A 26,724-nucleotide genomic window follows, 5' to 3' on the forward strand; every position below is an offset into this window, starting at 1 on the left:
GCACAACAATCACTACGGTGTGAAACCGAACACAACCCGTGAGAGTGATCCCTGTCACGTTATGTTTCCGTGAGCGGCTCGCCAGAGCCCCACTGTCCATCCCGACACGGAAAGCGACGTCCCCGTGAGCTCATCTCTCGACCCGGCTCCGCCGGAGACCCGCCGGCGCCGCCCGGTCGCCACGGCGGTCTACGGCATCGCCGCCGCGGCGGTCATCGGCACCGCGGCCTTCTTCTCCGTCCAGTCCGCGACCGCGGGCTCGGACCTGCACGCCAACCTCACCCTCATCGCCCCGGCCAGCGCCGGCGGCGGGTGGGACACCTACGTCCGCGAGCAGCAGCAGGCGATGCGCACGAACGGCCTGGTGACCAACGCCCAGGTCGTCAACATCCCCGGCGCGGGCGGGACGATCGGCCTGGGCCAGCTGTCCACCATGACGGGCCGGTCCAACACGATCATGGCCACGGGCACCGTCATGCTGGGCGGCATCGAGCTCAACGACTCCCCCGTGGACCTCGGGGACGTCCGGCCGATCGCCCGCATGGCGGAGGAGTACGACGCCATCATCGTGCCCGCCGACTCGCCGTACGACACGATCGACGAGCTGATCGCGGACTGGAAGAAGGACCCCAAGGCCTTCCCGTTCACGGGCGGCTCGGCGGGGTCGATCGACCACCTGATCATCGCGGACCTCGCCCTCAAGGCGGGGATCGACCCGGCCCAGATCACCTACATCCCGAAGACCTCGGGCGGTGAGGCCCTGCAGACCGTCATGTCCGGCACGGCCAAGGCCGCGACCTCCGGCTACACGGAGTTCGCCGACCAGGTCGCCGCGGGCCGCGTCAAGGCCCTGGGCATCGCCGCTCCCGAGCGGCTCGAGGGCGTGGACATCCCCACCCTCACGGAGCAGGGCTACGAGGTGGAGCTGACCAACTGGCGCGGCATGCTCGCCGCCCCGGGCGTCTCCGACGAGGACTTCGCCGAGCTCGAGGAGCTCATCGCGGATACCGTCCGGACGCCGGAGTGGAGGGACGCCCTGGAGCGCAACCAGTGGCAGGACGTGTACCTGTCCGGCCCCGAGTTCGAGCAGTTCATCGAGGAAGACCAGGCCGAGATCAAGGCCCTCATCGAGGAGTTGGACCTGTGAGCACATCGTTTCCCGCCTCCGAGGTCGCAGGGGTCGACCACGACGCAGCCCCCGGTCGCCGCGCGGGGAGCCCCCGCGCGAAGACGTCCTGGTGGCACGGCCGGTCCGGGCTGGTCCTGCCGCTGATCATGACCGCCTTCAGCACCTACCTGCTGCACGGCATCCTCACCATGGAGGTGCCCGAGGGCACCGACTTCCCGGGCCCGCGCTTCTTCCCCGGCATCCTCATGGTGGCCGGCTACCTCCTGGCCGCCCTGCTCCTGCTCCACTACCTGCGCTCCCCGGAGCCGGCCGAGGAGCTCTCCGACCGGACGCACCGGACCTACACCGACTGGTCGGCCGTGGCCTGGGCCGTCGGCGGGTTCCTGCTCTTCGCCCTCACCCTGGAGTTCCTGGGCTGGATCCTGGCCGCGGCCCTGCTGTTCTGGTGCGTGGCCCGCGGGGTGGGCTCGAAGCGCCACCTCTTCGACATCTCACTGGCGCTGGTCCTGAGCAGCGCCATCTACCTGACGTTCGGCGTCGGTCTGGGCCTGAACCTCCCGTCCGGCATCCTGGGAGGCGGTTTCTGACATGGACACACTGAGCCTGTTGATGCAGGGCTTCGAGGGAGCCCTCACCCCGATGAACCTCCTGTGGGTGGTCGTCGGCTGTCTGCTCGGCACCGCGGTGGGCACCCTGCCCGGCATGGGCTCATCGATGGCGGTGGCCCTGCTGCTGCCGCTGACCTTCTCCCTGGACCCCACCGCGGCGTTCATCATGTTCTCCGGCGTGTACTTCGGCGGCCTGTTCGGCGACTCGACGATGGCCATCCTCATGAACACCCCGGGCCAGGGCTCGGCGATCGCCTCGACCTTCGAGGGCCACAAGATGGCCAAGGACGGCCGAGCCCCGCAGGCGCTGGCCACCGCGGCGATCGGCGCCTTCATCGGCGGCATGACCGCCTCCGTCGTCGTCGTCTTCCTGGCCCCTGCCCTGGCGGACCTCTCCGCGAACTTCGGCCCGGCCGAGTTCTTCGCCCTGGCGCTGTTCGCCTTCGTCGCCACCTCCTCGGTGGTGGCCGACTCCGCGATCAAGGGCCTGGCCGCCCTGGTCATCGGCCTCGGCATCGCCACCGTGGGCATCGACTCCATCTCCGGCGTCGAGCGCTTCACCCTCGGTTCCGCCGAGCTGTTCGACGGCATCTCCCTGGTGACCGTCTCGGTCGCCGTGCTCGCCCTCGGCGAGGCGCTGCACGTGGCCTCCCGCATCCGCCGGGACCCGGCGGCCCACCAAATGAAGCTGACCGGCCGGCCGTTCCTCTCCCGCAAGGAGATCCGCGAAGCGGCTCCGGCGTGGGCGCGCGGCACTGTGATCGGCCTGCCCTTCGGCGTCATCCCCGTGGGCGGGGCCGAGGTCCCGACGTTCATGTCCTACGACCTCGAGCGCCGCCTGGACCGGCGCCGGGCCACCCCGTCCTTCGGCCGCGGCTCCATCCGCGGCCTGGCCGCCCCCGAGGCCGCCGGCAACGCCACCACCGGCACCGCCATGGGCGCCCTGCTGGCCCTGGGCCTGCCGGTCTCCTCCACGGCGGCGATCATGCTCGCGGCGTTCCAGCAGTACGGCCTCCAGCCCGGTCCGCTCCTGTTCGACCGGGCCCCGGACCTGGTGTGGTCCCTGCTGGCCAGCTTCTTCGTGGCGATGATCGTGCTGATCGCCATCAACCTGCCCTTCGCCCAGGTGTGGTCGAAGCTGCTGAAGATCCCCCGCCCCTACCTCTACGCCGGGATCACGGTGTTCTGCGGGCTGGGCATCTACGCGACCTCGGCTTCCACGTTCGACCTGTTCCTGCTGCTGGGCCTGGGCGTGCTGGGCTTCGTGATGCGCCGCCACGGCATGCCCCTGGCCCCGCTGATGATCGGCATGGTCCTCGGCCCCCTGGCCGAGACCAGCATGCGCGACGCCCTGCTGTCCTCCAACGGCGACTATTCGGTGTTCGTCTCCGGGCCCATCCCGCTGGTGCTCTACGGCCTGCTGCTCGTCGTGCTGGCCGTGACGGTGCGCAACAAGATCGTTAACCGCGTGAAGCAGGACGTCTAGTCCCACCCGCTCCACGGACGAACGGCCCGGCCGGAGGATCTCCTCCGGCCGGGCCGTTCGTCCGTGGGCGGGCTCAGGCCACCGTGAAGGCCTGGAGCAGTCCCGGGCACCGCCGGGGCCGCGGCGCGGCGAGCTCCCCGCGCGACGGGCCGGGCGCGCCCGGAGTGGTGTTCGGGTCGACCACCGGGAGCCGCGGGCCGCTCACGGGCGCGCCTCCGCGGCCGCGCCGGGGGTGGCCCCGGCCGGGGCCTCGGCGGTCTCCTTCCAGGGGCCGTGCACCGAGGCCACCCAGTAGATCGCCGCCCCCAGGGCGCACCCGATGAACCAGTTGAACGCGGCCGCCCCGGCCAGGCTCGGCACCAGCACGATGACGAGGCCGACCAGCGCGGCGGCCGCCGTGGCGAGGACCGCGTTGGGGTTGACGCCGTTGCGGTACCAGTACCTCCCGCCGGGGTCCATCGAGTAGAGGGCCTCGACGTCGATGCGCTGCTTCTTGACCACGTAGAAGTCGACCAGCAGCACGCCGAAGAGCGGGCCGATGAACGCGGCCAGGGTGTCGAGCGTGTAGTGGATCAGCTCGGGGCTGCTGTAGAGGTTCCAGGGGGTGATGAGCACCGAGCCCACGGCGGCGATCATCCCGCCCGCGCGCCAGGAGATCCTGCGCGGGTCGACGTTGGAGAAGTCGAAGGCCGGGGAGACGAAGTTCGCCACGATGTTGATCCCGATGGTCGCCACCGTGAAGGTCAGCGCGCCCAGGAGGATCGCCCAGGTGCTGTCGAGCCGGGCGACGGTCTCGATGGGGTCGGTGAGGAGCTCCCCGTAGACCGGGACGGTGGCCGCCGCGCAGGTGACGGTCAGCAGGGCGAAGAGGGTGAAGTTCACGGGCAGGCCCCAGAAGTTGCCGCGCTTCACGTCGGCGAAGCTGCGGCTGTAGCGGGAGAAGTCGCCGAAGTTGAGCAGGGGTCCGGAGAAGTAGCTGACCACCAGGGCCACGGCGGTGAGCATCACGGGCAGCGCCTCCCAGCCGGTGAACTCCACGGTGCCCAGCGTCCAGTTCACGTTCTGCCAGCCGGCGGTGGCCACGAGGTAGATCGCCAGGGCGAACATCACCACGTACACGGCGGGCCCGGCCCAGTCGATGAACCGGCGGATCGAGTCCATGCCGCGCCAGAAGACGAGGGCCTGGGCGACCCACAGGACCGCGTAGCCGACCCAGCCGAGCGCGGAGAGCCCGAGGAAGCCGTGCTGGTCCACGTCGGCGTACGCGCCGAGGGACGGCCACAGCCGGAGCATGACCACGACGAGCGCGTTGGAGGCCAGGTAGGTCTGGATGCCGTACCAGGCCACGGCGATGAGCCCGCGCACGACCGCCGGCAGGTTCGCGCCCCGGACCCCGAAGGCCACGCGCGCCGTCACGGGGTAGGGCACCCCGGCCTGCTGGCTGGGCCTGGCCACGAGGTTGGCGAAGACCTGGACGATCACGATGCCGACGACGAGGCAGACGAGCACCTGCCAGCTGGCCAGGCCCAGGGCGAAGAGGCTGCCCGCGGTGACGTAGCCGCCGACCGAGTGCACGTCGGACATCCAGAACGCGAAGATGTTGTACCAGGACCACTTCTGGTCCTTCAGCGGGGCGAGGTCCTCGTTGCTGAGGCGCTCGTCGTGGCCGGGGCGCACAGCCCCCTGGGCCGGAGCAGGTGCCGCGGCGGCCGGCGGGACGGAATCAGGAGCGACGGTGGACATGGCGTCGGCCTTCCAGAGGGGCGCTCCGCGGCGTGCGCGGGGCACGGCGGGGACGCAGTGGATGAAACGTCGGTATCGACAATTTCAGTCAACGGGCGTCTTGTTTCATCACCGTTTCCGCACGGGGCACAGCCCGTTAACACCGGAACCCACCGGTATCCCGGCGTCCCCGGCGCCCCCCGCGCCGCCCGGCATCCCGGGGCGGCGCCGGGCACGGCGGGTTCCGGCGCGGCACCTCACGTTCCGGCCGCCGCGGACGTCTACGGGGTGATGAAGACGAAACAGCCTTTCGAGACGGTGGTCGCCCGACACGGCCCGGTCGTGTGGCGGGTCTGCCGAGCGGTACTCGGCGGCCACGCCGACGCCGAGGACGCGTGGTCGGAGACGTTCCTGGCCGCGCTGCGCGCCTACCCGGTGCTCCCGGCGTCGGCGGACGTGCAGGCCTGGCTGGTCACGATCGCCCACCGGAAGGCGATCGACGTGGTCCGCGCACGGACCCGCCGGGCGGTGCCGGTGGCGGCCCTGCCGGAGCGGGCCTCGTCCCCGGGCGTTCCGCCCGAGGACGCCGCACCGCTGTGGGCCGCGGTGGCCGCCCTGCCGCCCAAGCAGCGCCGCGTCGTCGCCTACCGCTACCTGGGCGGGCTGCCCTACCGGCAGGTCGCCGAGCTGGTGGGCGGGACCCCCGAGGCCGCCGCCGACGGCCTCGCCACCCTCCGCCGCACCCTGGCGGAGCCCGACCGGAAGGAGCACGAGCGATGAGCACGAACACCGAGGACGGGGCGCTGCAGGAGCTGCTGGGCGCCGCGCCCGCCCCCGAGGACCTCCTGCGCCGGCTGCACGGCCGGCTCGAGGACGACGCCGCCCGGGCGGGGGTCCTCGACGTGGCCTGGACGACCGTCGACACCCCGGTGGGCCCGCTGCTGCTGGCCGCCACGGAGCACGGGCTCGTCCGCGTGGCCTACGAGCGGGAGGACCACGGGACGGTGCTGGAGGAGCTGGCCCGGCGGATCAGCCCCCGGGTCCTGCGCGCCCCGGCCCGCCTGGAGCCGGCCGTGCAGCAGCTGCAGGAGTACTTCGCCGGGACCCGCACCCGCTTCGACCTCCCGCTCGACCGGTCCCTCTCCCGCGGCTTCCGCCGCCTGGTCCAGGAGCACCTGCCCGAGATCGGCCACGGGCGCACGCAGAGCTACGGGGACGTCGCCCGCGCCGTGGGCCGCCCCGGCGCGGGCCGCGCGGTGGGCACCGCCTGCGCCACCAACCCCCTGCCCGTGGTCGTCCCGTGCCACCGGGTGCTGCGCAGCGACGGCAGCCTCGGCGGGTACGTCGGCGGGCCCAGGGCCAAGACCGCGCTGCTGGCGCTGGAGGGCGCAGCCTGACCCGGCACCGGCGGCCTGCCCCGGCCCCAGCCGCCCGGCGCGGTTAAACACGACCGTTACGGAGGAGAAACGGCCGCGCCGCACCCCGCCGATAGAACTTATCTGTCAGATGACAGAAACTCCGCTCGGGCGGAGCCCAGGCTGGGAGAAGCACATGATCATCATGGGGGTCGGCATCACCGTTCTGGCGGTGCTCATCATCGGCGTGGTCGTCGCCCGCAAGGTCGACGGCGACAGCACCAACTACCTCGTGGCGGGGCGGCAGCTGGGCATGCCCCTCGTCGCCGTGTCGCTCACCGCCGCCGCGGTGGACTCGAACGCGACCGTCGGCAACACGGACCTCACCTCCAGCTACGGCTTCTGGGCGGGGGCGTCCCTGGCCCTGGGCCTGGCGCTGTGCCTGCTGCTCGCCGGGCTCTTCCTGGCCAGGCCCATGAACCGGATGCGGCTGTTCACCCTCGGCGACTTCTTCCGGATCCGCTACGGCCGGACCACGGAGGCCACGGCCTCCGTCATCATGATCTTCGCCTTCACGTTCCTGCTGGCCGGCAACCTGGTCGCCTGCGGCTTCCTGCTCGAGTACTTCGCGCACGTCCCGTACTCGCTCGGCGTGGTGGTGGCCAGCGCCCTGGTGCTCAGCTACACCCTCGCCGGCGGGCTGTTCTCCGACGCGTACACCGCGGTGCTGCAGACCGCGATCACCGTGGTGGCCGCCGTGGCGCTGATCGTGTGGGTCGCCCTCACCTACGGCATCGTCGTCCCGGAGGGCATGGGCCCGTTCGACCTCGAGCAGCTCACCTCCTCGGAGGCCGGCGCCCCCGTCAACTGGGCCACGCTCATCGCCCTCGGCGTCGGCGACCTCGTGGCCATCGACTTCATGCAGCGCATCTTCGGCGCCAGGAGCCCGAAGGCCGCCCAGCGCTCCTGCTTCCTGGCCGCGGGCACCACCGCGGCGATCGGCACGGTCTTCGCCCTCGTGGCCCTGACCGCCTCCTCCGTGCTGGGGCTCACCGCCGAGGACGGCCCGATCCTCTACACCCTGCTCGGGGAGTACGCCCCGCCGCTGCTGGCGGTGCTGGTGCTCTCCGGGATCGTGGCGGCGTCCTTCTCCACGGCCTCCGGGGCCATCCTGGCGACGTCCGCCGTGACCGTGCGCAACGTGTTCAACGTGCGCCGCACCGAGATCACCGGCGCCCACGACCCGCTGCTGCGCTGGACGCGCCTGGCCATGCTCCCCGTGGTGGTCGTGGGCATCCTGCTGGCCGTCCGGGTCAGCCAGACCGGCATCCTGCTGACCCTGGCGTTCGACCTGATGCTCGCGAGCCTGTCCGCCTCGTTCCTCCTGGGCACGTTCTGGAAGCGCCCCGGGGCCCGCGCCGCCCTGGCCGCGGCGGGCGTGGGCCTGGTCTCGCGCCTGGTCTTCCTCGTCCTGACGCCCACGATCTACGGGGCGCCCAACGACCTCCTGCACGTGCAGAACCCCGTCTTCACCAGCGCGTTCGACGGCTGGGCCACCCTGGTGGCCGGGGCCCTCGGCTGGCTCACCTACGTCGCGGTCGGCTGCACGGCGCCGCGCCCGCAGGCCGAGACGGACACGCAGCGGATCGAGCTCTACCGCCTGTACCGCGAGCAGACCCCCTCCGGGTTCGCGCCGCGGGTCCGCACGGCCCCGGCCGGTGCTGCACCGCAGGCCGCCACCCCGGCGGAGGAACCGCTCCCGGCGGGCCTCTGAGCAGCGTCCCCCCACACCGCACGGCGCACGGGGCGCCGGTCCGACGGACCGGCGCCCCGTGCGCCGTGGGGCTTCCCGCAGCGGCTACTGCGCGAAGCGCTCCGGCCGGAAGGTCTCGAGCAGGGGGTGCTTCTGGCCGGACAGCACCTCCCCGGCGAGCAGCTCGCCGGCGATCAGGCCCAGCGTGGCGCCCGAGTGCGTGAAGGCCACGAAGCAGCCCGGGACCCTCTCCAGCTCGCCGAACACCGGCTCGCCGTCGCCGGGGATGGGCTTGTGGCCCAGCTTCCAGTTGCCCGGGGCGAGCCGCGGGTTGCCGGCGACCAGCGCGGAGGCCTCGTCGAGCAGCTCCTGGACGACCTCCTCGGAGATGGTGAAGGAGCCGTCCTCGTGCTCGACGATCTGCTCCTCGTACCAGTCGTGGTCCACGGCCAGCGTGCTGCCCGGGTTGGGCCGCACGGCCGCCCGCGGGGTGTTCAGCACCGCCGTGACGCCGTGGTCCACGGGCTCGGTGACGACGAGCATGGACACCGGGGACCCGTTGTCGATCACGACCCCGTGCTCGGCCACCACGGACGGGGTCGCCGCCCCGCAGGCCACCACCACGGCGTCGGCGGCGTGGACGGTGCCGTCCGCGGTGCGCACGCCCGTGGCGCGGCCGCCGGCGGTCTCCACCGAGCACCGCCCGGCCCCGGTGACCAGCTCTCCGCCGCGGGCGGTGAACTCCTCCATGAGGTGCTCGACCAGGTGGGGCAGGCTGACCCAGCCCTCCCCCGGGTTGAAGACGGCGACGTCCTCCACGGCGGTGGCGTCGATGTTCGGGGTCACCTCGGCGACCTGCTCGGGCTTGAGCAGCAGGGAGGCGTAGCCGTGGGCGGCCTCGTGCTCGTGGCGGGCCTCGGTGGCGGTCGCCTGCCCGGGCACGTCCCAGAACAGGCCGCCGTCGAAGCGCAGCCAGTCCCGCCCGGGGTCCTGGGCGAAGAGGGTGCGGTAGCGGTCGACGCCCAGGGTGCGCAGCCGGTGGTACGGCTCCGACCGGGCACCGGCCGAGTTGAGCCAGGACAGGGACCGGCCGGTGGCCCCGCTGGCGAGCTCCGTCTCGGTGACCAGCGCGACGGAGGCACCGCCGCGCAGGAGGTGGACGGCGGTGGAGACGCCGAGGACGCCGCCGCCGAGGACGACGACGTGCTGGGGGTGGGTTGCGGACACGGTGCACGCTCTCTTTCTGTGGGTTCTGGATCGGGGCCCGCCCCGCCGGGGGCGGGCGGAGGTCAGTTCAGGCCGTGGACGCGCTCGATGACGCGCAGGACCTCCACGGCGTCGGCCGGGTCCACGGGCACCGGCCCGTCCTGGCGCAGGCACGCGGCGAGCCGGCGGTAGAAGGCGGGGTAGTCCCCGCGCTCGGCCGGCACGGGGGCCAGGTCCTCGCCGGCCCCGAGCACCCCCCAGCGGTCCTCGGGCTCGACGCCGTAGCCGGGGTCGGTGGGGGCCGTCCCGGCGTCCAGCGCCGGCTCCTGCCCGTCCAGGCCCCACTTGGTGTACGCGGCCTCGGAGCCCAGCACGTGGAAGCGGGGGCCGACCTGGGCGGCGAGCCCGTTCATCCACAGCCGGGAGCGGACGCCGCTCTCGTGCAGGAGGGAGACGAAGGTGTCCTGGTCGGCGTCGGAGACCCCCGGGTCCCCGTGCCGGGCGGCCTCGGCGTGCACGGCCCGGACCGGGCCGAACAGCTGCAGGGCCTGGTCGACGAGGTGGGCGCCGAGGTCGTGCAGGATCCCGCCGGCCTCGGCGACGGGGGCCTCGTCCTTCCAGGACCCGAAGCCCTTCGGCATCCACCACTCGAAGCGGGACTCGAAGGTGCGCACGTCGCCGAGCGCGCCGGCCTCGACCAGTTTGCGCAGGGTGAGGAAGTCGGCGTCCCAGCGGCGGTTCTGGAACACGGTGAGCACCACGCCGGCCGCGGCCGCCCGCCGGACCAGCTCCTCGCCCTGCGCCGCGGTGGGGACGAAGGGCTTGTCCACCACCACGTGCAGCCCCCGCTCGATCGCGGCGCCCGCCTGGGCGAAGTGGGTGCCCGGCGGGGTGCCGAGCACCACGAGGTCCAGCTCCAGCTCGCCGGCGTCGACCAGGGCGAATAGCTCGTCGCCGCTCGCGACGACCCGGGCCCCCGGGTGCTGCCCGGCGGCCCGGGCGGCCCGGCCGGGATCACCGGTGACGACCGCGTCCAGGGAGTACTGGGGGTCGGCGGCGATCAGGGGCGCGTGGAAGACCCGCCCGGAGACCCCGTAGCCCAGGACCGCGGTGCGGATCGGCGCGGGCATCAGAGCACCTCCGAGAGGAAGCGGCGCAGCCGGTCGCTGCGCGGGTCGTCGAAGATCTGCTCGGGGGTGCCGGCCTCCACGATCTCGCCCTCGTCCATGAACACGACCTGGTCGGCGGCCTTGCGGGCGAAGTTCATCTCGTGGGTGACCACCACCATGGTGATCCCGGTGCGCCCGAGCCCGGCCATGAGGTTGAGCACCCCCTTGACCAGCTCCGGGTCCAGGGCCGAGGTGGCCTCGTCGAAGAGCATGACCTCCGGCTCCATGGCCAGGGCCCGGGCGATGGCCACCCGCTGCTGCTGGCCCCCCGACAGGTCCCGGGGCCGGTGGTCGGCGCGCTCGGCCAGCCCCACCTCGGCCAGGTGCTTGCGCGCCAGGGCGCGGGCCTGGGCCTTGGGCAGGCTGCGGACCCGGGCCGGGGCCAGGGCCACGTTCTCCAGGGCGGTGTGGTCGGGGAAGAGGTTGAAGTGCTGGAAGACCATCCCGATCCGCCGGCGCAGCACGTCGGGCTTCACGCCCAGCACGCTCTGCCCGCCCAGCAGCACCTCCCCGCTGCGGGGCTCGTGCAGGCGGTTGATCCCGCGCAGCAGGGTGGACTTGCCGGACCCGGAGGGGCCGATGATGCAGGTGGTGGTCCCGGCCGGCACGGTCAGGCTCACGTTGCGCAGCACCTCCACCTCCCCGAAGGCCAGGGTGAGGTCGCGGATCTCCAGGGTGGAGCCGTGGTAGGTCTCCACGGGGGCGGTGGCGGCGGCGGTCATGCTCTGCTCCCAACGGTCGGTGCGGTCGTTCCAGCGGTCAGCGGTGCGGCGGCGTCGAGCTCCTCGACTTCCTCCAGCCCGCTGGAGGGGGCCACGGCGCGGCGGCGCCCGGCGCGGAAGCGGTGGTCGAAGTAGTTCACCAGGTGGGTCAGCGGGACGGTGATGATCAGGTAGAACACCCCGGCCATCACCAGCGGGGAGAGGTTGCCGGTGAGCACCGCCGCGTCCTGGCCCACCCGGAACAGCTCGCGCTCGGAGACCAGCAGGCCCAGGAAGTACACCAGGCTGGAGTCCTTCACGATGGCGATGAACTCGTTGACCAGCGCCGGCAGCACCCGACGGATCCCCTGCGGGACCACCACCAGGTACATGGCCCGGAAGTAGCTCATGCCCAGGGCGCGGCAGGCCTCCAGCTGGCCCTTGTCCACGCTCTGGATCCCGGCGCGGAAGATCTCCCCGATGTAGGCGCTGGCGATCAGGGCCAGCGCGGCGATGCCCAGCGGGTACGGGGAGGCCCCGAAGATCGACTGGCTGAACCGGGCGAAGCCCTGCCCGATCAGCAGGATGGTCAGGATCGCGGGCAGCCCGCGGAAGATGTCGGTGTAGATCCGGGCCGGGACCCGCAGCCAGCGGGTGCGGGAGATCCCGGCCACGGCCACGACCATGCCCAGCACGAGGCCGATGGCGGTGGCGCACACGGAGATGATGAGGGTGTTGACCAGCCCGACGGTCAGCAGCTGCGGCAGCACCGCGAGCATCGCGTCGACGTCGAGGAAGGTCTTGGTGATCGTGTCGATCCAGTCCATGAGGTGCTCTCAGACGCTCGGAGGAACGGCGGGGACGGGGCGGGGGTCCGGCGCTGGGCCGGACCCCCGGGACCGTCAGGAGGTGGGCTCGGCGCCGGCGGTCTGCTCGGCCTCGGGCAGGTACTGGTCGGGCATCGGGGAGCCGGGGAACCACTTCTGGTACAGCTCCTTCCAGGTGCCGTCCTCCATCGCCTCGGCGAGGCCCTCGTCGAGGGCGTCGCGCAGGGTGGTGTTGCCCGGGGCCACCGCGAAGCCGGCGGGGGCGTCGAAGGAGGGGATGTCGGCGGCGCTGACCAGGTCGTACTGCTCGATGTAGGACTTGGCGGCCTCGTAGTCGAGGAAGTGGGCGTCCACGGCGCCGCTGTTGACGGCGGAGATCGCGGCGTTGTTGTCCGGGAAGCGCACCAGCTCGGTGCCGGTGAAGTTCTTCACCGCGTAGGCCTCCTGCAGGGTGCCCTGCACCACGCCCAGCCGGCGCCCGGCCAGGTCCTCCACGGATCCGATGCCGGAGTCCTTCGGGGTCACGGCCGAGAGGTAGCCGGCGAGGTAGCCGTCGGTGAAGTCCACGGTCTGCTTGCGCTCCTCGGTGATGCCGATGGCCGCCACGCCGACGTCGAACTGGCCGTTGGCCACCGCCGAGAGCAGCCCGGAGAAGTCCTGGCCGGTGAACACGACCTCCTCGATCCCGGCCCGCCCGGCGACGTCGCGGAAGAGCTCGACGTCGAAGCCGGTGAACTCCCCGCTCTCGTCGGTGAAGGTGTACGGCTTGGAGTCCCCGAGGCTGGCCACGCGGATGGTGCCCGGGTCGATGAGGTTGTACGGGTTGTCCTGCGCGGACTCGGCGGCGTCGCTGCCGGCGCACCCCGTGAGGGCCAGCAGGACGGCGCACAGGGCGGCCACGACGGCCAGGAGGCGGGAGGTGGTGCGTCCCATCATGTTGTTGCTCCAATGCTCGGGAGTCGTCGTCGGGACCGGAGGCCCCCGGACTCGCCAGGTCGAGTTCACCTGCTTTGAGACCGGTCTCAACCGGCGGGTTGAGACCGGTCTCAGAACTGGTATGTTGAGAGAACTTACGGAGTGATCCGCGCCACGTCAAGAGGTGTCACGAAAGGTTTACATGAGCCCCGATCCCGCCCGGCCGCGAGAGGTCACCGTGGCCGACGTCGCCCGGGAGGCGCGCGTCGCCAAGGCCACCGCCGCCCGCGCCCTGGGCGGCTACGGGGCCGTCAGCGACGCCGCCCGCTCCCGCGTGCTGGCCGCGGCGGACGCGCTGGGCTACCGGCCCAACGAACTGGCCCGCAGCATGAACACCGGGCGCTCGCACACCATCGGGGTGGTGGTCGGTGACATCGAGAACCCCTACTTCGGCGTGGCCACCCGGGGGATCTCCGACACCGCCAAGGCCGGGGGCTACGACGTCATCCTGATCAACACCGACGAGGAGGTGGAGGCGGAGGTCGACGCGGTGCGCGTGCTGCTGGACAAGCGCGTCGACGGGCTCGTCGTGGCTCCCTGCTCGTCCTGGAGCACCGGCCACCTCGCCGAGGTGACGGCGTCCGGGCGGCCCCTGGTGCTGCTGGACCGCCGGCTCGACGGCCTCGGGGTCGACGCCGTGGAGGCCGACATGGTGCCCGCGGCCCGGGAGTGCACGCGCCACCTCGTCGAGGCCGGCCACGAACGGATCGCCTACGTCTCCACGGCGGACGAGCCGGCCGGGGGCTACCGCTTCGGCGCGCCCCTGCAGGCCTCCCCGGTGACCGACCGCCTCGCGGGCATGGCCGCGGCGCTGGACGAGGCGGGGCTGCCGCGCCGGCCCGAGTACGTCCGCCTCGGCGCGCGGACCGAGGCGGACGTCCGGCGCGTCACCCGCGAGCTGCTGGAGGCCCCGGAGCCGGTCACCGCCGTCATCGCCTCCGACAGCCTGGTCGGGGTGAGCGTGCTGACCGCCGTGCGGGAGCTCGGCCTGCGCGTCCCGGAGGACCTGTCCTTCGTCATGTTCGACGACCTGCCGTGGACCACCCTGGTCGACCCGCCCATCACCGTGGTCGCCCAGCCGACGTTCGACATCGGCACCGCCGCCGCCGCCGTCCTGCTGGAGCGGCTCGAGGGGCACGGGGGCCCGCCGCGCACCCAGAGCTTCCCGGCCCGCCTGGTGCGGCGCGGGTCCGTGGGCCCCCCGCCGGCCGGGCCCCGCCGGTGACGCCCCGGCGGTGAGGCGCCGCCGGTGAGGAGGGCGGAGCGCGGCCCGCTCAGGCCGCGGACTGCCGGTACGCCGCCCAGCCGCCGTGGGCGGTGATGTCCTCGGCCCCCTCGACGGCGTAGGGCTCCACGAGGAACCCGGGCAGCCCGCGGCCGTCGGCGAGGGCGACCTTGCCGATGGCCATGGGGGCGGGCAGCCCGGCCACGAACGCCCCGAAGGCGGCGGGGGCCAGCGCCCAGACCTCCACGGCCAGGGCTGCCCCGCCGTCCGGGGCGCGGACCACGCCCGGCTTGGGCGGCACGGTGTCCAGGGCGAACATGCGGTACTCGGCGGCCGTGGTGGTGGCCTGCACGAACCGGGCGGACAGCGCGAGCAGCTGGGCGTTGAGCGGCTGGCCGCGCAGGTGCGCGCCCGCGACCACGAGCAGCACCTCCGCGGCCCCGGCGCGAGCGGGGGGTTCAGCAGTCACCGAAGCCGCCCTCCCGCGCCACGTCGACCAGCCGGTCGTCCTCGAACGTGCCGCCGACCAGCTGGACGCCGAACGGCAGGCCGTCCACCCGCCCGGCGGGCACCGCGAGCGCGCTGAGGTCCAGCAGGTTCACGAAGTTCGTGAACCGTCCCATGCGGCTGTTGACGCCCACGGGGTCGGCCTCGACCTCGGCCAGGGTGGGGTGGAACGTGGTGGTGGGCAGCACGAGCGCGTCGACGGTGGCGAACACCGAGCGGGCCCGGCGGGTGCAGCCGTCCAGGAACTCCTGGTCGGAGAACACCCGGTGGGCGGGGATCTGCCCGGCCGCGGCGATGATCCGCCCGACCGTGGGGTCCACCGCGTCCCGGTGGGCGTCGACGAACGCGCCCACGGCCGTGTACCGCTCGGCGACGAACGCGCCGTCGTAGAGCAGGGACGCGGCGGCGAGGAACGGCTCGACGTCGACGGGCACCGCCCGGAAGCCCCGCTGCACGAACTGGCGCACGGCCCCCGCGTACGCCTCGGCCCAGCCGGGGGCGAGCTCCCCGAGCTGCTCGGCGGGGGCGTAGCCGACGACGCGGTCGAGACCGGCCGGCCGCAGCGGGGCGCTGGCCCGGGAGCGGGCGTCGCCGTCGTCGATCCCCGCCATGACGGAGGCGGCGAGGCGGGCCAGGCCGAGGTCCCGGGACATGGTGGTCACCACGTCCTGGGTGCGGCAGGCGGGCACGACCCCGGTGGAGGGCACGACGCCCTTGGTGGGCTTGACCCCGTACAGCCCGTGCAGGGCCGCGGGCACCCGGCCGGAGCCGGCGGTGTCGGTGCCGAGGGCGAAGTCCACGAACCCGAGGGCCACGGCCACCCCGGAGCCGCTGCTGGACCCGCCGGAGATCCGGGCGGGGTCCTCGGCGTGCCGGACGGCGCCGTAGGGGCTGCGGGTGCCTACGAGCCCGGTGGCGAACTGGTCCAGGTTGGTGCTGCCCATGACCACCGCGCCCGCCTGCTTGAGCCGGCGCACCACGGCGGCGTCCTGCGCCGGCTCGTAGCCGAACGCGGGGCACGCGGCGGTCGTGGGCAGGCCGGCCACGTCGATGTTGTTCTTCACCGCGAACAGGGTCCCGGCCAGGGGCAGGTGCTCGCCGGCGGCGCGGGCGGCGAGGGCGCGGGCGACGTCCCCGGCCACGTCCTGCCGGGGGCGCAGCCCGATCCAGACCTCGGGCCGGTCTGCCTCCTCGACCAGCCGGTAGCGCTCGGCCACCAGCTCGGCGGCCTCGCGCGCCGCCGCGGTCGCCGGTGCGCCCGCCGGTGCGCTCGTCGCTGCTGTCGTCGTCATCAGTGCTCTCCTCGCTCCTGGATGCCTTCTCGGCCCGTTGCGGCCGGGGCCGGCTCGGCCGCGTCCGTGCGGACCACGGCCAGCACCGCCCCCGGGCTCACCTGCGCGCCGGGCTCGACGACGATGCGCTGGACCACGCCGTCCGCCGGGGCCTGCACGGGGGCCTCCATCTTCATGGCCTCGACCGCCATGAGGGTCTGGCCCTCGCGGACCCGGTCCCCCACCTGCACGTCCACGCGGAAGACGTTGGCGGCGAACTGGGCCTCGACGCCCTCGCACCCGTCGGGGATCTCCACGGCGACGTCGTCGGGCGCGGCCAGCCCCTCGAGGGCGGCGGCGCGCTCGAACTCGCCGGCCTCGTCCCAGGCCTGGCGCTCGGCGTCGAAGGCCGTCTGCTGGCGGTCCTTGAACGCGTCGATGCTCTCGCGGTTGTCGGCGAGGAAGCGCTCGTACTCGGCCATGGAGAACTCGCCCTCCTCGATCCGCAGGGGCAGCCGGCCCGCGGCCATGTCGGCGCGCATGGTCGCGAGCTCCTCGGAGGAGACGGGGTACCACTTGATCCGGTCGAAGAAGCGCAGCAGCCACGGCGTGCCCTCCTCGTAGGGCCCGCGCTGGCGGTGCGTGGACCAGACCTGCGTGGTGCGGCCCACGAACTGGTAGCCGCCCGGGCCCTCCATCCCGTAGATGCACAGGTAGGCCCCGCCGATGCCCACGGCGTTCTGCGGCGTCCAGGTCCGGGCCGGGTTGTACTTCGTGGTGACCAGCCGGTGCCGGGGGTCCACCGGGGTGGCGACGGGCGCGCCGAGGTAGACGTCGCCGAGGCCCAGGACCAGGTACTCGGCGTCGAAGAGCACGGAGCGGACGTCCTCGACGGAGTCCAGGCCGTTGATCCGGCGGATGAACTCGATGTTCCAGGGGCACCACGGGGCGTCGTCGCGCACGCCCTTCTCGTAGCGGCGGATGGCCTCGCGGGTCGCGGGGTCGTCCCACGACAGGGGCAGGTGCACGGTGCGGCTGGGCAGGCGCAGGTCGTGGGTGGCGGGCAGCTGCGCGTCCACGGCGAGCACCCGCGCCAGCGCCTCGTCCAGGCCGAGCCGGTCCGGGTCGAGGTGGACCTGCAGCGAGCGGATGCCGGGGGTCATCTCCAGCACGCCGGCCAGGGCGCCGTCGTCGACCTGCTCCTGCAGGGCGCGGCGCAGGGCCTCGACCCGCATCCGGGAGGCGATGTCCAGGGTCATCTCGCCGTACTCGACGAGCACGTTGGAGTCGCCGCTGCGCCGCACGGTCAGGGACGGGCGCTCGGCGCTCCCGGGCACCGCGGCGACGATCCCGCCGTCGACGACGGCGTCCCGCCCGGCCACGACCTGCGCCCGCGGGCGGGCGCGCAGCTCGACGGCCTGGGCCTGGGTGATGGGCACGAACCGCACGCGGTCCCCGGCGCGCAGCTGCCCGAGCTTCCACTTCTGGCCGTCGGCCACCGTGGCGGGGCAGGTGAACCCGCCCAGGCTGGGGCCGTCGGGGCCCAGCAGGATGGGCATGTCGCCGGTGTAGTCGACCGCGCCCACGGCGTACGGGGTGTCGTGGATGTTGGAGGGGTGCAGGCCCGCCTCCCCGCCGTCGCGGCGCGCCCACTGCGGCTTCGGCCCGACCAGCCGGACGCCGGTGCGGTCGGAGTTGAAGTGGACCTCCCAGTCGACGGCGTAGAACTCCTCCATGCCGGCCACGGTGAAGAACTCCGGGGCGGCGTGCGGGCCCTCCAGGACGCCGATCTCCCAGTACGCCCCGACCTGCGGGCGCCGGGCGAGCGGGACGTCGGCGACCTCGTGGGGCACGGCGGGGGTGTTGATGCCCAGGACGTCGCCGGGGGCGAGGGCGCGCCCGGCAGCCCCGCCGATCTCGCCCTGCACGAAGGTGGCCGCGGAGCCCAGCACCAGCGGGACGTCGAGGCCGCCCTCCACCAGCAGGTAGGAGCGCATGCCCTGCTCGGCCCGGCCGATCGTCAGGACGGCGCCGGCGGGCAGCTCCAGCACCGTCCACTGCTCGGCGGGGCGCTTGTCGACGAGGACCTCGACGGGGGCGCCGGTGACCACCGCGCGGGTGGGCGTGTGGAAGCGCAGGGTCGGTCCGGCCACGGTGATCTCGAGGCCGGCGGCGCGCTCGGGGTTGCCGAGGGCCTCGTTGCCGAGCCGGAAGGACAGCTCGTCCATGGGCCCCGACGGCGGGATGCCCACCGGCCAGTAGCCGATCCGGCCCGGCCGGTCCTGGACGGTGGTCATCAGCCCGGAGCGCAGCACCTCCACGCGGGGCTGCGCGCTGCGCACCCCCTCGAGGGTGGCGGTGGAGTGCTCGACGGCGGCGACCGCGGGCAGGCCGGTGATGGCGCGCAGCAGGCCCAGGTTGGTGGCCACGCCGTGGACGCGGGCGTCCTCCAGGGCCCGGGCGAGGGCGGCCCACGCCTGCTCGCGGTCCTCCCCGTGGGCGACGAACTTGCTCAGCAGCGGGTCGTAGAACGCGCTGACCTCGGTGCCGACCTCGACCCAGGAGTCCACCCGGATCTCCTCGGGGACCACGAGGCCGGTGACGGTGCCGGCGCTGGGCAGGTTGTCGAGGTCGGTGTTCTCGGCGTACACGCGGGCCTCCACGGCGGCGCCGCGGGCGACGAGCTCCGTGTCCATCATGGAGCGGTCGCCGCCGGCCAGCCGGATCATCCACTCGACGAGGTCCACGCCGTAGACGGCCTCGGTCACGGGGTGCTCGACCTGCAGGCGCGTGTTGACCTCGAGGAACGCCGCCTCCTCCCGGACCGGGTCGTAGATGAATTCCACCGTCCCGGCGGAGCGGTAGGCCACGGAGGCGCACAGCCGCCGGGCGGCGTTGTGGATCGCGGCGCGCACGGCGCCGGGCAGGCCCGGGGCGGGGGCCTCCTCGACCACCTTCTGGTGGCGGCGCTGGAGGGTGCAGTCGCGGTCGCCGACCACGAGGACCTCGCCGAGGCCGTCGCCGAAGACCTGGACCTCGACGTGCCGGGCCCGGTCCACGAGCCGCTCGAGGAAGACCCCGGCGGAGGAGAAGTTGGCCCCGGCCACGCGGCGGACGCTCTCCCACGCCGCGCGCAGGTCGGCGGCGTCGCGGCACTCCTGCATGCCGATCCCGCCGCCGCCGGCGGTGGCCTTGAGCATGACGGGCCAGCCGATGGCCTCGGCCTGGGCGAGGGCGTCCTCGAGGGAGTCGAGCAGCCCGGTGCCGGCCAGCAGGGGCACGTCGGCGGCCACGGCGGCGTCGCGGGCGGTGTGCTTGGCGCCGAAGACGTCCAGCTGCTCCCGGGTGGGGCCGACGAACGCGATCCCGGCGGCCTCGCAGGCCGCGGCGAACCCGGTGTTCTCGGAGAGGAAGCCGTAGCCGGGGTGGATCGCCCCGGCGCCGGTGCGCTGCGCGGCGGCGAGGATCCGGTCGATGTCCAGGTAGCTCTCCGCGGCGGGGGCGGGACCGAGGTGGACGGCCTCGTCGGCGGCGCTCACGTGCAGGGCGCCGCGGTCGGCGTCCGAGTAGACGGCCACGGCCCGCAGGCCGAGCGCCTGGACGGAGCGGATGATCCGCACGGCGATCTCGCCGCGGTTGGCGACGAGGACGGTGTCGAAGGCGCGCACGCTCAGGCCTCCTGGGTTCCGGTGGTGCCGGCGGAGACGATCATCTCGGCGCGGGAGGGGTCGAAGCCGTTGCAGGGGTTGTTGACCTGCGGGCAGTTGGAGACGACCACGAGCACGTCGCGCTCCGCGCGCAGGCTCACCGACAGGCCCGGCGCGGAGATGCCGTCCACGATCCCGAGGGCGCCGTCCGGGTCCACCGGCACGTTCATGAACCAGTTGACGTTGGAGACCTGGTCCCGCTTGCCCATCCCGTACTTGGAGAGCTCGGCCAGGAAGTTGTCGGCGCACCCGTGCTGGGACCACGTGTGGTGGCCGTAGCGCAGGGTGTTCGACTCCTTGGAGCACGCCCCGCCGAGGGTGTCGTGGCGCTCCACGTCCGTGCCGACGACGGTCAGCAGCGGGTCGTGCTCGTTGGTGCGCAGCACCGAGCCCTCGGTGAGGTAGACGCTGCCCTGCCCCTGCAGGGTGGCCTGCACGCTGTAGGCCCGGGACGTGTCCTCGGCGTCGTAGGCGAGGAAGTCGACGGCCTGGTTGCCGTCCACGTCCACGATGGTCAGGACCTGCCCGGCCGTCAGGACGGCGGACCAGGGGGCGCGCGGGGCCACGGTCTCGCGGGAGAGCTCGGGGCCGAAACCGGTGGTGGAAGTGGTGGTGGGAGCGGTGGTGGGAGCGGTCATGGTGCGGTTCCTTCTGTCGTCGCTCGTCGCTGCGGTGTCGGGGGCCCGGCTCAGGCCAGGCCGCGGGCGCGGAGGTACTCGGCGGTGTTCTGGTAGGCGCGGCGGCGCTCGGGGGCCGAGCTCCAGGCGGGCGCCTCGGGGGTGGTGGGCCGGGCGCGCCAGGCGACGACGTCGAGCGGGGTGCTGACGTACTCCTCGCGCGGGTCCAGCGGGTGGGCGGCGTTGGCGATCAGCAGCACGCACGGCATCTCGGTGACCAGGGTCAGGGAGGCGCCGGCCCCGGCCGAGCCGGTGAACACGGGGTGGCCGGAGGGGGCGATCTCGACGCCCTGGAAGAACGAGACGCAGGGCGGGACGTCGCGGCGGGTGAGGCCGTGCTTGGCGCCGGCCAGGACCAGCAGCTCGCGGCCGGCGGGGCTGGGCCCGTGCGCCTGGCCGTCGCCGTAGCGCTCCTCGTTGCGCGCCCGGGAGCTGGCCCCGTACACCGCGTCGTGGCGGCCCGAGCTGTCCTCGACGACCGTGGCCATCGCCCGCCCCTGGTCGGAGAGCAGGACCTGGCCCGCCCCGGAGTAGACCTGCCACTGGATCTTCATGGTGTCGGCCACGTTGAGCCGCTCGAAGGGCTCGGCCGCGTTGTAGAGCAGCACCGAGGCGCAGGCGTCCCCCTGCACGTCGGTGAGCCGCACCGCCACCCCGCGGTCCAGGACCTTGTGGGTGTAGTTGCCGCCCGCGACGCGCTCGGCCCACACGAGGTCCTGCGGGGCCACGCGGGCCGGGGCGCCGGTGTGGTTGGTGGACGGCACGGTGGGGCCGCACTCGACGACAGTCCCCTCCTGGGCGCGGGCGTGGGCCCGGGCCCCGGCGGTCGTGCCCGTCGAGGACGTGGTCTGGGTGTCGGTCATGACCGGCTCCTTCGCTTCTGCGGTCGCGCTTTTCTGTCGCTTGACAGAAATCAAAGCAGGCCGGGATTTCCGCGGGGTGTGGCCCCTGTTTCGGTCGTGTAACCGCCTCCCGGGCCCTGCTTGCGCGGGTTGATAGGTTCGGTGGGATGACGAAGTCCCGAGGCCGCCCGCGCAAGAACCCCGCCTCCCCCACGGGCCGGGGGGCCGAGCAGGACATCCTGCACGCCGCCGGGGAGCTCTTCGCCCGGAGGGGCTTCGGCGGCACGAGCACGCGGGCGGTCGCGGAGCTCGCCGGTCTGCAGCAGGCGAGCGTCTACCACTACTTCAGCTCGAAGGAGGACGTCCTCCTGCGCCTCGTGCTCGGCACCGTGGTGCCGTCCCGGCGGTTCGCGGAGCGCCTCGTGGCCGCGGACGCCCCCGCGCACGTGAAGCTGTGGGCCCTGTGCTTCGCCGACACGCGCCTGCTGCTCGAGGACCCGCAGAACTTGGGCGCCCTCTACTTCTCCCCCGAGCTGCGCGCCGAGGGCTTCGAGGAGTTCCACGAGAACCGCGACGCCCTGGAGGGCATCTACGGGGACCTGCTCGAGCGGACCGCCGGCCGCCCGGCCACGCCGTTCGAGGCGGCCATCGTCATGGGCCTCGCGGAGAACGTCATCCTGCAGCGCCAGCGGGCGCACCCGCACCTGCCGGAGGACGCGGCGGAGCGGATCGCCGACGCCGCCCTGCACCTCGCGGGGGTCCCGCACCTGGTCACGGAGGACAACCGCCGGCGGGCCCGGGCCCTGGTGGAGCACCTGGCCGGGGAGCCCGGCACCGGGGACGCGTAGCATTGGAGGATGTTCCTGCGCCTCGGACCGCCCTGCCCGACCAGCCCGCGGCCCCGGGACGGGGGTGAGCGCTGATGTGCGGCCTCGCCGGTGAGGTCCGCTTCGACGGCGCGGCCGCCGACCCCGGCACCGTCCACCGCATGACGTGCGCCCAGTCCTTCCGCGGCCCCGACGGGTCGGGGGCCTGGGCCCAGGGCCCCGTGGCGATGGGCCACTGCCGGCTCAGGATCGTCGACCTGAGCCCCTCGGGCAACCAGCCCATGGTCGACGCCCCGCTGGGGCTGTCCATGGTGTTCAACGGCATGATCTACAACTACCGGGAGCTGCGCGAGGAGCTGCACGGCGCCGGCTACCGGTTCTTCTCCACCTCGGACACCGAGGTCGCGCTGAAGGCGTACCACCGGTGGGGCATCGGGTGCGTGGAGCACTTCCACGGCATGTTCGCCTTCGCCGTCACCGAGCACGCGACCGGGCGCACGGTCCTCGCCCGCGACCGGCTCGGGATCAAGCCCCTCTACGTGGACCACACCGCCGACCGGCTGCGCTTCGCGTCCACGGTCCAGGCGCTGCTCGCGGCCGGCGGGGTGGACACCTCCGTCGACCGCACCGCCCTGTCCTACTACCTGACCTTCCACTCCGTGGTCCCCGCCCCGCGCACCATCCTGCAGGGGATCCGGAAGCTGCCTCCCGCGACCGTGCGCACGGTCGAGGCCGACGGGTCCGCCACGGACCACGAGTACTGGAACCCCCGGTTCACCCGGGACGAGGACCGCTCCGGGTGGTCCGAGCGGGACTGGCAGGAGGGCCTGCTTGAGAAGCTGCGCACCGCGGTCCGGCGGCGCATGGTCGCGGACGTCCCCGTGGGCGTGCTGCTCTCCGGCGGGATCGACTCCAGCCTCGTCGTCGCGCTGCTGGCCGGGAGCGGTCAGCACGACCTGCAGACGTTCAGCATCGGCTTCGAGTCCGTGGGCGAGGAGGCCGGGGACGAGTTCGAGTTCTCCTCGCGGGTCGCCCGCCGGTTCGGCACCGACCACCACCAGATCGCGATCGACGACGCCCGGCTGGTCCCGGCGATCGACCGCACCGTCGCGGCGATGAGCGAGCCGATGATCAGCCACGACTGCGTGGCCTTCTACCTGCTCAGCGAGGAGGTCTCGAAGTCGGTCAAGGTGGTCCAGTCCGGCCAGGGCGCCGACGAGGTCCTGGGCGGCTACCACTGGTACCCGCCGCTGGCCGGCGTCGAGCGGGAGCAGGCGCAGGAGACCTACGCGGCGGCCTTCTTCGACCGCCCGTGGTCGCGGCTGGCGAAGGTCCTCTCCCCCGAGTGGATGGCCGGCCACGACGCCCCGTCGGCGTTCATCGAGCGCCACTTCGGCCGCCCGGGCGCGGAGACCGCCGTCGACGCCGCCCTGCGCACCGACTCCACCGTGATGCTCGTGGACGACCCCGTGAAGCGCGTGGACAACATGACCATGGCCTGGGGCCTCGAGGCGCGCGTGCCGTTCCTCGACCACGAGCTCGTCGAGTTCGCCGGCCGGATCCCGCCGGAGCTCAAGCTCGCCGACGGCGGCAAGGGCGTGCTCAAGCGCGCGGCGCGCGGCGTCGTCCCGGACGAGGTGATCGACCGGAGGAAGGGCTACTTCCCCGTCCCGGCGATCCGCACGCTCGAGGGCGGGACGCTCGCCCGGGTCGAGGCGGCGCTGACGGACCCGTGCGCCGTGCGCCGCGGGCTGTTCGACTCGGACGTCGTGGAGACCCTGCTGGCGGACCCCAACGAGCACCACACGCCGCTGCGCTCCAACGTGCTGTGGCAGCTGGGCCTGCTGGAGATGTGGCTGCAGGAGAACGGGATCCGCTGATCCGCTCCCGGCCGCCCGGGCCCGCACCCCTGCAGGGCGCCGTCGGGCGGGTGGGGCGGACGGCGGATCCCAAGGACGGGCGGGCGGCGTGGTGAGGCGGACGGTGGACCCGGCCCGGCAGGCCGAGGAGCTCGGCGCGGCCGAGGCGCTGGCGCGCCGGCTGGACCGGCCCATGGGCATCCTGGGCGTGCTGTTCCTGTTCGTGGTGCTGGGCCAGTTGCTCGCGCGGGACCCGGCGCTCTCGGCGTTCTTCGACGTGACGGGCTGGGTCTTCTGGGCCGTGTTCGCCGGCGAGTTCCTCCTGCGGGCGTACATCGCGCGCTTCTCCGCCCGGTTCTGGCGGCGCAACTGGTGGCAGGTGGTGTTCCTGCTGGTGCCGTTCCTGCGCTTCTTCCGGGCGCTCCAGGCCGCCCGCCTGCTCCGGGCGGCCCGGATCGCCCGGCTGGCCCGGGTCGGGGGCGTGCTCTCGGCGGGCGTGCGTAGCTCCCGCTCCGCCGGGAAGCTGCTGTCCAACCGGATCGGCTGGCTGGCGGCGGTCACCGGCGTCGTCGTCCTCGCCTCCAGCCAGCTGCTCTACGTCCTGGGGGCCTACGCCGACTACGGGACGGCCCTGTCCGACGCGGCGATGTCCACGATCACGGGCCAGGCGCTGAGCGCGCAGGGCGCGTTCCCCCGGGTGCTGGAGGTGGTCCTGGCCCTCTACTCGGTGGCGGTGTTCGCGACGCTCGCCGGCTCGACGGGGGCGTACTTCCTGCACGGGGGAGCGGGCACGGCGGCGGGATCCCCACGTGCCCCCGAGCGGGCGGACGAGTAGGATCGTCCTGACCGAACAGATCAGTAGGCTGTCGTTCCGACCGGTGCGGCGGCCCTGAGAAGGAGGATCGATGAAGGCTCTGACATGGCAGGCGAAGCGCTCGGTGAGCGTCGAGGAGGTCCCGGACCCCCGGATCCAGGAGCCCACGGACGCGATCGTGCGGATCACCTCGAGCGGCATCTGCGGATCGGACCTGCACCTGTACGAGGTGCTGGGCCCCTTCATGGACAAGGGCGACGTGATCGGCCACGAGCCCATGGGGATCGTGGAGGAGGTCGGCTCCGCCGTCACGAACATCAAGGCCGGGGACCGCGTGGTGATCCCCTTCAACATCTCGTGCGGGCACTGCTTCATGTGCACCAGCGGCCTGCAGTCGCAGTGCGAGACCACGCAGGTCCGCGAGTACAACAGCGGCTGCGCCATCTACGGCTACTCCCGCATGTACGGCTCCGTGCCCGGCGGGCAGGCGGAGTACCTGCGCGTGCCGCACGCGGACTACGGGCCCATCAAGGTCCCCCAGACCGGTGAGGACGAGCGCTACCTGTACCTCTCCGACGTCGTGCCCACCGCGTGGCAGGCCGTGCAGTACGCCGCGCCGCCCGAGGGCGGGACGCTGGCGGTGCTGGGCCTGGGCCCCATCGGCCAGATGTCGGCGCGGATCGGCCGCCACCTCGGCTACCGCGTGCTCGCCGTGGACCCCGTGGCCGAGCGCCGGGCCATGGCCGAGCGGCACGGCGTCGAGACCCTCGACCTGCACCCCGGCGTCGGCGACGAGCTGCGCGAGCGCACCGGCGGCCGCGGCCCCGACGCGGTGGTGGACGCGGTCGGCATGGAGGCGCACGGCTCACCGGTGGCGGGCGCGGCGCACCAGGCGGTCGGGCTGCTGCCCGGGCCTTTGGCCCGCAAGGCCATGGAGACCGTGGGCACCGACCGGCTCAACGCCCTCAACACCGCGATCGACGCCGTCCGCCGGGGCGGGACGATCTCGCTCAGCGGCGTCTACGGCGGCACGAAGAGCCCGCTGCCGCTGCTCACCATGTTCGACAAGCAGATCCAGCTGCGCATGGGCCAGTGCAACGTGAAGAAGTGGATCGACGACCTGCTCCCGCTCGTCGACGACCCCTCGGACCCGCTCGGCGTGCTCGACCTCGCGACCCACACGGTGCCCCTGGACCAGGCGCCGCTGATGTACGAGAAGTTCCAGAAGAAGGAGGACGGCTGCATCAAGGTGGTGCTCAAGCCGTGAGCCCGTCCGCGCCCCCGTCCGCCCCGCCGGCGCCGCTCGCCGGTGCTAGGGGTGGATGGGGGTCGCGGGGGTGTACTCGTTGCAGCCCTCCAGGCCGTTGTCGTACCCGTTGCTGAGCGCCTCGGTCCGCTCCGCCAGCGTGCCGTGGGTCCGCTGCTCCGACTCGACGTGCGCGATCCGCTGCAGCAGCCCGTTGACGTCCTCGACGTCGTCGGGGTACTCCAGCTGCCCGGCCCGGTCGGCGTAGCGCAGCCAGGCACCGGCGACGCAGTCGGCCTGGTTCTCGACCACCACGGACTCCTGGGGCGTGCGCGGCGCGGGAACCCCCATGATCGTCTGCACGTGGTGGCCCAGCTCGTGGGCGTAGCCCGCCGCGGGCGCGGCGTCGCCCAGCTCCGAGTAGAACTCCCACAGCTGGTCCTGACCGACGTAGACGGAGCGGTCGCCGGGGCAGTACATGAAGGACATGCTGTTGTACGGGGCCGGGGAGCCGTCCGCCGGGTTCCCGCAGCCCGTGAACCCGACCTGGCCCGCGGCCACGTAGTACGTGGCCGCCGGGCGGTTGCCGACGCCGTAGACCTCGTCGAACATGGGCTCCACCATGGCCACGACGTGGCCGAGGTAGACGTCCATGTCCTCGTAGGCGTGGCAGCCCTCGTGGGACCCGCTCGGGCAGCTCGACTCCACCTGCGGGGTGATCACGGCCCCGGCCGGCGCGGGGGCGACCACCCCCACGCCGGCGGCGAGGACGAAGGCGGCCAGGGCGGAGGGTGCGCGGAGCATGACGGACTCCTCGG

Annotated in this window: 23 protein-coding genes; 11 read left to right on the top strand and 12 right to left on the bottom strand. The window is 73.4% G+C overall.

From position 1 onward, the window contains the following. The first annotated feature begins 124 nt into the window (after positions 1-124). The 3 genes from ACYSMR_RS08605 to ACYSMR_RS08615 are packed head-to-tail and all read left to right on the top strand — an operon-like array spanning position 125 to position 3,223. Complete coding sequence (locus ACYSMR_RS08605; protein ID WP_461747945.1) at positions 125-1,147, top strand: Bug family tripartite tricarboxylate transporter substrate binding protein; 1,023 nt, start codon at positions 125-127, stop codon at positions 1,145-1,147. Further along, positions 1,144-1,716: a tripartite tricarboxylate transporter TctB family protein gene (locus tag ACYSMR_RS08610; RefSeq protein ID WP_309125174.1), complete on the top strand. Its 573-nt coding sequence runs from the start codon at positions 1,144-1,146 to the stop codon at positions 1,714-1,716. The genes ACYSMR_RS08605 and ACYSMR_RS08610 overlap by 4 nt, the downstream gene beginning before the upstream one ends. Before the next feature lies 1 nt (position 1,717). Further along, positions 1,718-3,223 (top strand): tripartite tricarboxylate transporter permease, encoded by a 1,506-nt coding sequence (locus tag ACYSMR_RS08615; RefSeq protein ID WP_309125173.1) that lies wholly within the window; start codon positions 1,718-1,720, stop codon positions 3,221-3,223. 201 nt (positions 3,224-3,424) lie between these two features. Here the strand turns inward: ACYSMR_RS08615 and ACYSMR_RS08620 are convergent, their stop codons facing one another. Continuing rightward, complete coding sequence (locus ACYSMR_RS08620) at positions 3,425-4,966, bottom strand: NCS1 family nucleobase:cation symporter-1 (protein ID WP_309125172.1); 1,542 nt, start codon at positions 4,964-4,966, stop codon at positions 3,425-3,427. A gap of 270 nt (positions 4,967-5,236) precedes the next feature. On the opposite strand from ACYSMR_RS08620, the gene ACYSMR_RS08625 reads away from it, so the two are divergent. The 3 genes from ACYSMR_RS08625 (at position 5,237) to ACYSMR_RS08635 (ending at position 8,074) form a co-directional block, all read left to right on the top strand. Beyond that, positions 5,237-5,725 carry an RNA polymerase sigma factor gene (locus ACYSMR_RS08625; protein ID WP_461747946.1) on the top strand — a complete coding sequence of 163 codons (489 nt, stop codon included), beginning with the start codon at positions 5,237-5,239 and terminating at the stop codon, positions 5,723-5,725. Then, positions 5,722-6,342, top strand: coding sequence for a methylated-DNA--[protein]-cysteine S-methyltransferase (locus tag ACYSMR_RS08630; protein ID WP_461747947.1), 621 nt, complete (start codon positions 5,722-5,724; stop codon positions 6,340-6,342). The genes ACYSMR_RS08625 and ACYSMR_RS08630 overlap by 4 nt, the downstream gene beginning before the upstream one ends. Before the next feature lie 154 nt (positions 6,343-6,496). After that, entirely contained in the window at positions 6,497-8,074 is a 1,578-nt protein-coding gene (locus ACYSMR_RS08635) for a sodium:solute symporter family transporter (protein ID WP_309125170.1), read from the top strand. Positions 8,075-8,158: 84 nt separating this feature from the next. Here the strand turns inward: ACYSMR_RS08635 and ACYSMR_RS08640 are convergent, their stop codons facing one another. The 5 genes from ACYSMR_RS08640 to ACYSMR_RS08660 form a co-directional block, all read right to left on the bottom strand. Beyond that, entirely contained in the window at positions 8,159-9,280 is a 1,122-nt protein-coding gene (locus ACYSMR_RS08640; RefSeq protein WP_461747948.1) for an NAD(P)/FAD-dependent oxidoreductase, read from the bottom strand. A 62-nt stretch (positions 9,281-9,342) separates the two neighbouring features. Continuing rightward, positions 9,343-10,389: a Gfo/Idh/MocA family protein gene (locus ACYSMR_RS08645; RefSeq protein ID WP_461747949.1), complete on the bottom strand. Its 1,047-nt coding sequence runs from the start codon at positions 10,387-10,389 to the stop codon at positions 9,343-9,345. After that, positions 10,389-11,150, bottom strand: a complete 762-nt coding sequence (locus tag ACYSMR_RS08650) for an amino acid ABC transporter ATP-binding protein (protein WP_251333740.1) — start codon at positions 11,148-11,150, stop codon at positions 10,389-10,391. The genes ACYSMR_RS08645 and ACYSMR_RS08650 overlap by 1 nt, the downstream gene beginning before the upstream one ends. Next, positions 11,147-11,956 (bottom strand): amino acid ABC transporter permease, encoded by an 810-nt coding sequence (locus tag ACYSMR_RS08655; RefSeq protein ID WP_461747950.1) that lies wholly within the window; start codon positions 11,954-11,956, stop codon positions 11,147-11,149. Before ACYSMR_RS08655 ends, ACYSMR_RS08650 begins: the two co-directional genes overlap by 4 nt. 75 nt (positions 11,957-12,031) lie before the next feature. Beyond that, the gene (locus ACYSMR_RS08660) at positions 12,032-12,889 is read right to left on the bottom strand and encodes an ABC transporter substrate-binding protein (RefSeq protein WP_461748015.1); all 858 of its coding nucleotides are present in this window, start codon (positions 12,887-12,889) and stop codon (positions 12,032-12,034) included. A gap of 184 nt (positions 12,890-13,073) precedes the next feature. On the opposite strand from ACYSMR_RS08660, the gene ACYSMR_RS08665 reads away from it, so the two are divergent. Next, complete coding sequence (locus tag ACYSMR_RS08665) at positions 13,074-14,156, top strand: LacI family DNA-binding transcriptional regulator (protein WP_251333742.1); 1,083 nt, start codon at positions 13,074-13,076, stop codon at positions 14,154-14,156. A gap of 49 nt (positions 14,157-14,205) precedes the next feature. On the opposite strand, the gene ACYSMR_RS08670 is transcribed toward ACYSMR_RS08665, so the two are convergent. From ACYSMR_RS08670 to ACYSMR_RS08690, 5 genes are read right to left on the bottom strand one after another with little or no spacing between them, the layout of a single operon-like run. Next, complete coding sequence (locus tag ACYSMR_RS08670) at positions 14,206-14,625, bottom strand: allophanate hydrolase-related protein (RefSeq protein ID WP_251333743.1); 420 nt, start codon at positions 14,623-14,625, stop codon at positions 14,206-14,208. Continuing rightward, the gene (locus ACYSMR_RS08675) at positions 14,615-15,955 is read right to left on the bottom strand and encodes an allophanate hydrolase (RefSeq protein ID WP_461747951.1); all 1,341 of its coding nucleotides are present in this window, start codon (positions 15,953-15,955) and stop codon (positions 14,615-14,617) included. The genes ACYSMR_RS08670 and ACYSMR_RS08675 overlap by 11 nt, the downstream gene beginning before the upstream one ends. Beyond that, entirely contained in the window at positions 15,955-19,602 is a 3,648-nt protein-coding gene (gene uca, locus ACYSMR_RS08680) for an urea carboxylase (RefSeq protein WP_461747952.1), read from the bottom strand. The genes ACYSMR_RS08675 and uca overlap by 1 nt, the downstream gene beginning before the upstream one ends. Before the next feature lie 2 nt (positions 19,603-19,604). Continuing rightward, positions 19,605-20,279: an urea amidolyase associated protein UAAP2 gene (locus ACYSMR_RS08685; RefSeq protein WP_461747953.1), complete on the bottom strand. Its 675-nt coding sequence runs from the start codon at positions 20,277-20,279 to the stop codon at positions 19,605-19,607. 50 nt (positions 20,280-20,329) lie between these two features. Further along, the gene (locus tag ACYSMR_RS08690) at positions 20,330-21,181 is read right to left on the bottom strand and encodes an urea amidolyase associated protein UAAP1 (protein ID WP_461747954.1); all 852 of its coding nucleotides are present in this window, start codon (positions 21,179-21,181) and stop codon (positions 20,330-20,332) included. Between the two features lie 146 nt (positions 21,182-21,327). Here ACYSMR_RS08690 and ACYSMR_RS08695 point away from each other — a divergent pair, with 146 nt between their 5' ends. From ACYSMR_RS08695 to ACYSMR_RS08710, 4 genes are all read left to right on the top strand, one after another. Then, positions 21,328-22,008 (top strand): TetR/AcrR family transcriptional regulator, encoded by a 681-nt coding sequence (locus ACYSMR_RS08695; protein ID WP_251333748.1) that lies wholly within the window; start codon positions 21,328-21,330, stop codon positions 22,006-22,008. Between the two features lie 74 nt (positions 22,009-22,082). Then, entirely contained in the window at positions 22,083-23,867 is a 1,785-nt protein-coding gene (locus tag ACYSMR_RS08700; RefSeq protein ID WP_461747955.1) for an N-acetylglutaminylglutamine amidotransferase, read from the top strand. A gap of 88 nt (positions 23,868-23,955) precedes the next feature. Beyond that, on the top strand, positions 23,956-24,681 hold the full coding sequence (locus tag ACYSMR_RS08705) for a hypothetical protein (RefSeq protein ID WP_461747956.1): 726 nt from the start codon (positions 23,956-23,958) through the stop codon (positions 24,679-24,681). Positions 24,682-24,751: 70 nt separating this feature from the next. Next, positions 24,752-25,927, top strand: coding sequence for a zinc-dependent alcohol dehydrogenase (locus ACYSMR_RS08710; protein WP_309125287.1), 1,176 nt, complete (start codon positions 24,752-24,754; stop codon positions 25,925-25,927). A gap of 45 nt (positions 25,928-25,972) precedes the next feature. Here ACYSMR_RS08710 and ACYSMR_RS08715 read toward each other — a convergent pair whose 3' ends face one another. After that, positions 25,973-26,710 carry a neutral zinc metallopeptidase gene (locus ACYSMR_RS08715; RefSeq protein ID WP_461747957.1) on the bottom strand — a complete coding sequence of 246 codons (738 nt, stop codon included), beginning with the start codon at positions 26,708-26,710 and terminating at the stop codon, positions 25,973-25,975. Between the last annotated feature and the right edge of the window lie 14 nt (positions 26,711-26,724).

The sequence above is a fragment of the Kocuria sp. U4B genome, from assembly GCF_054875615.1.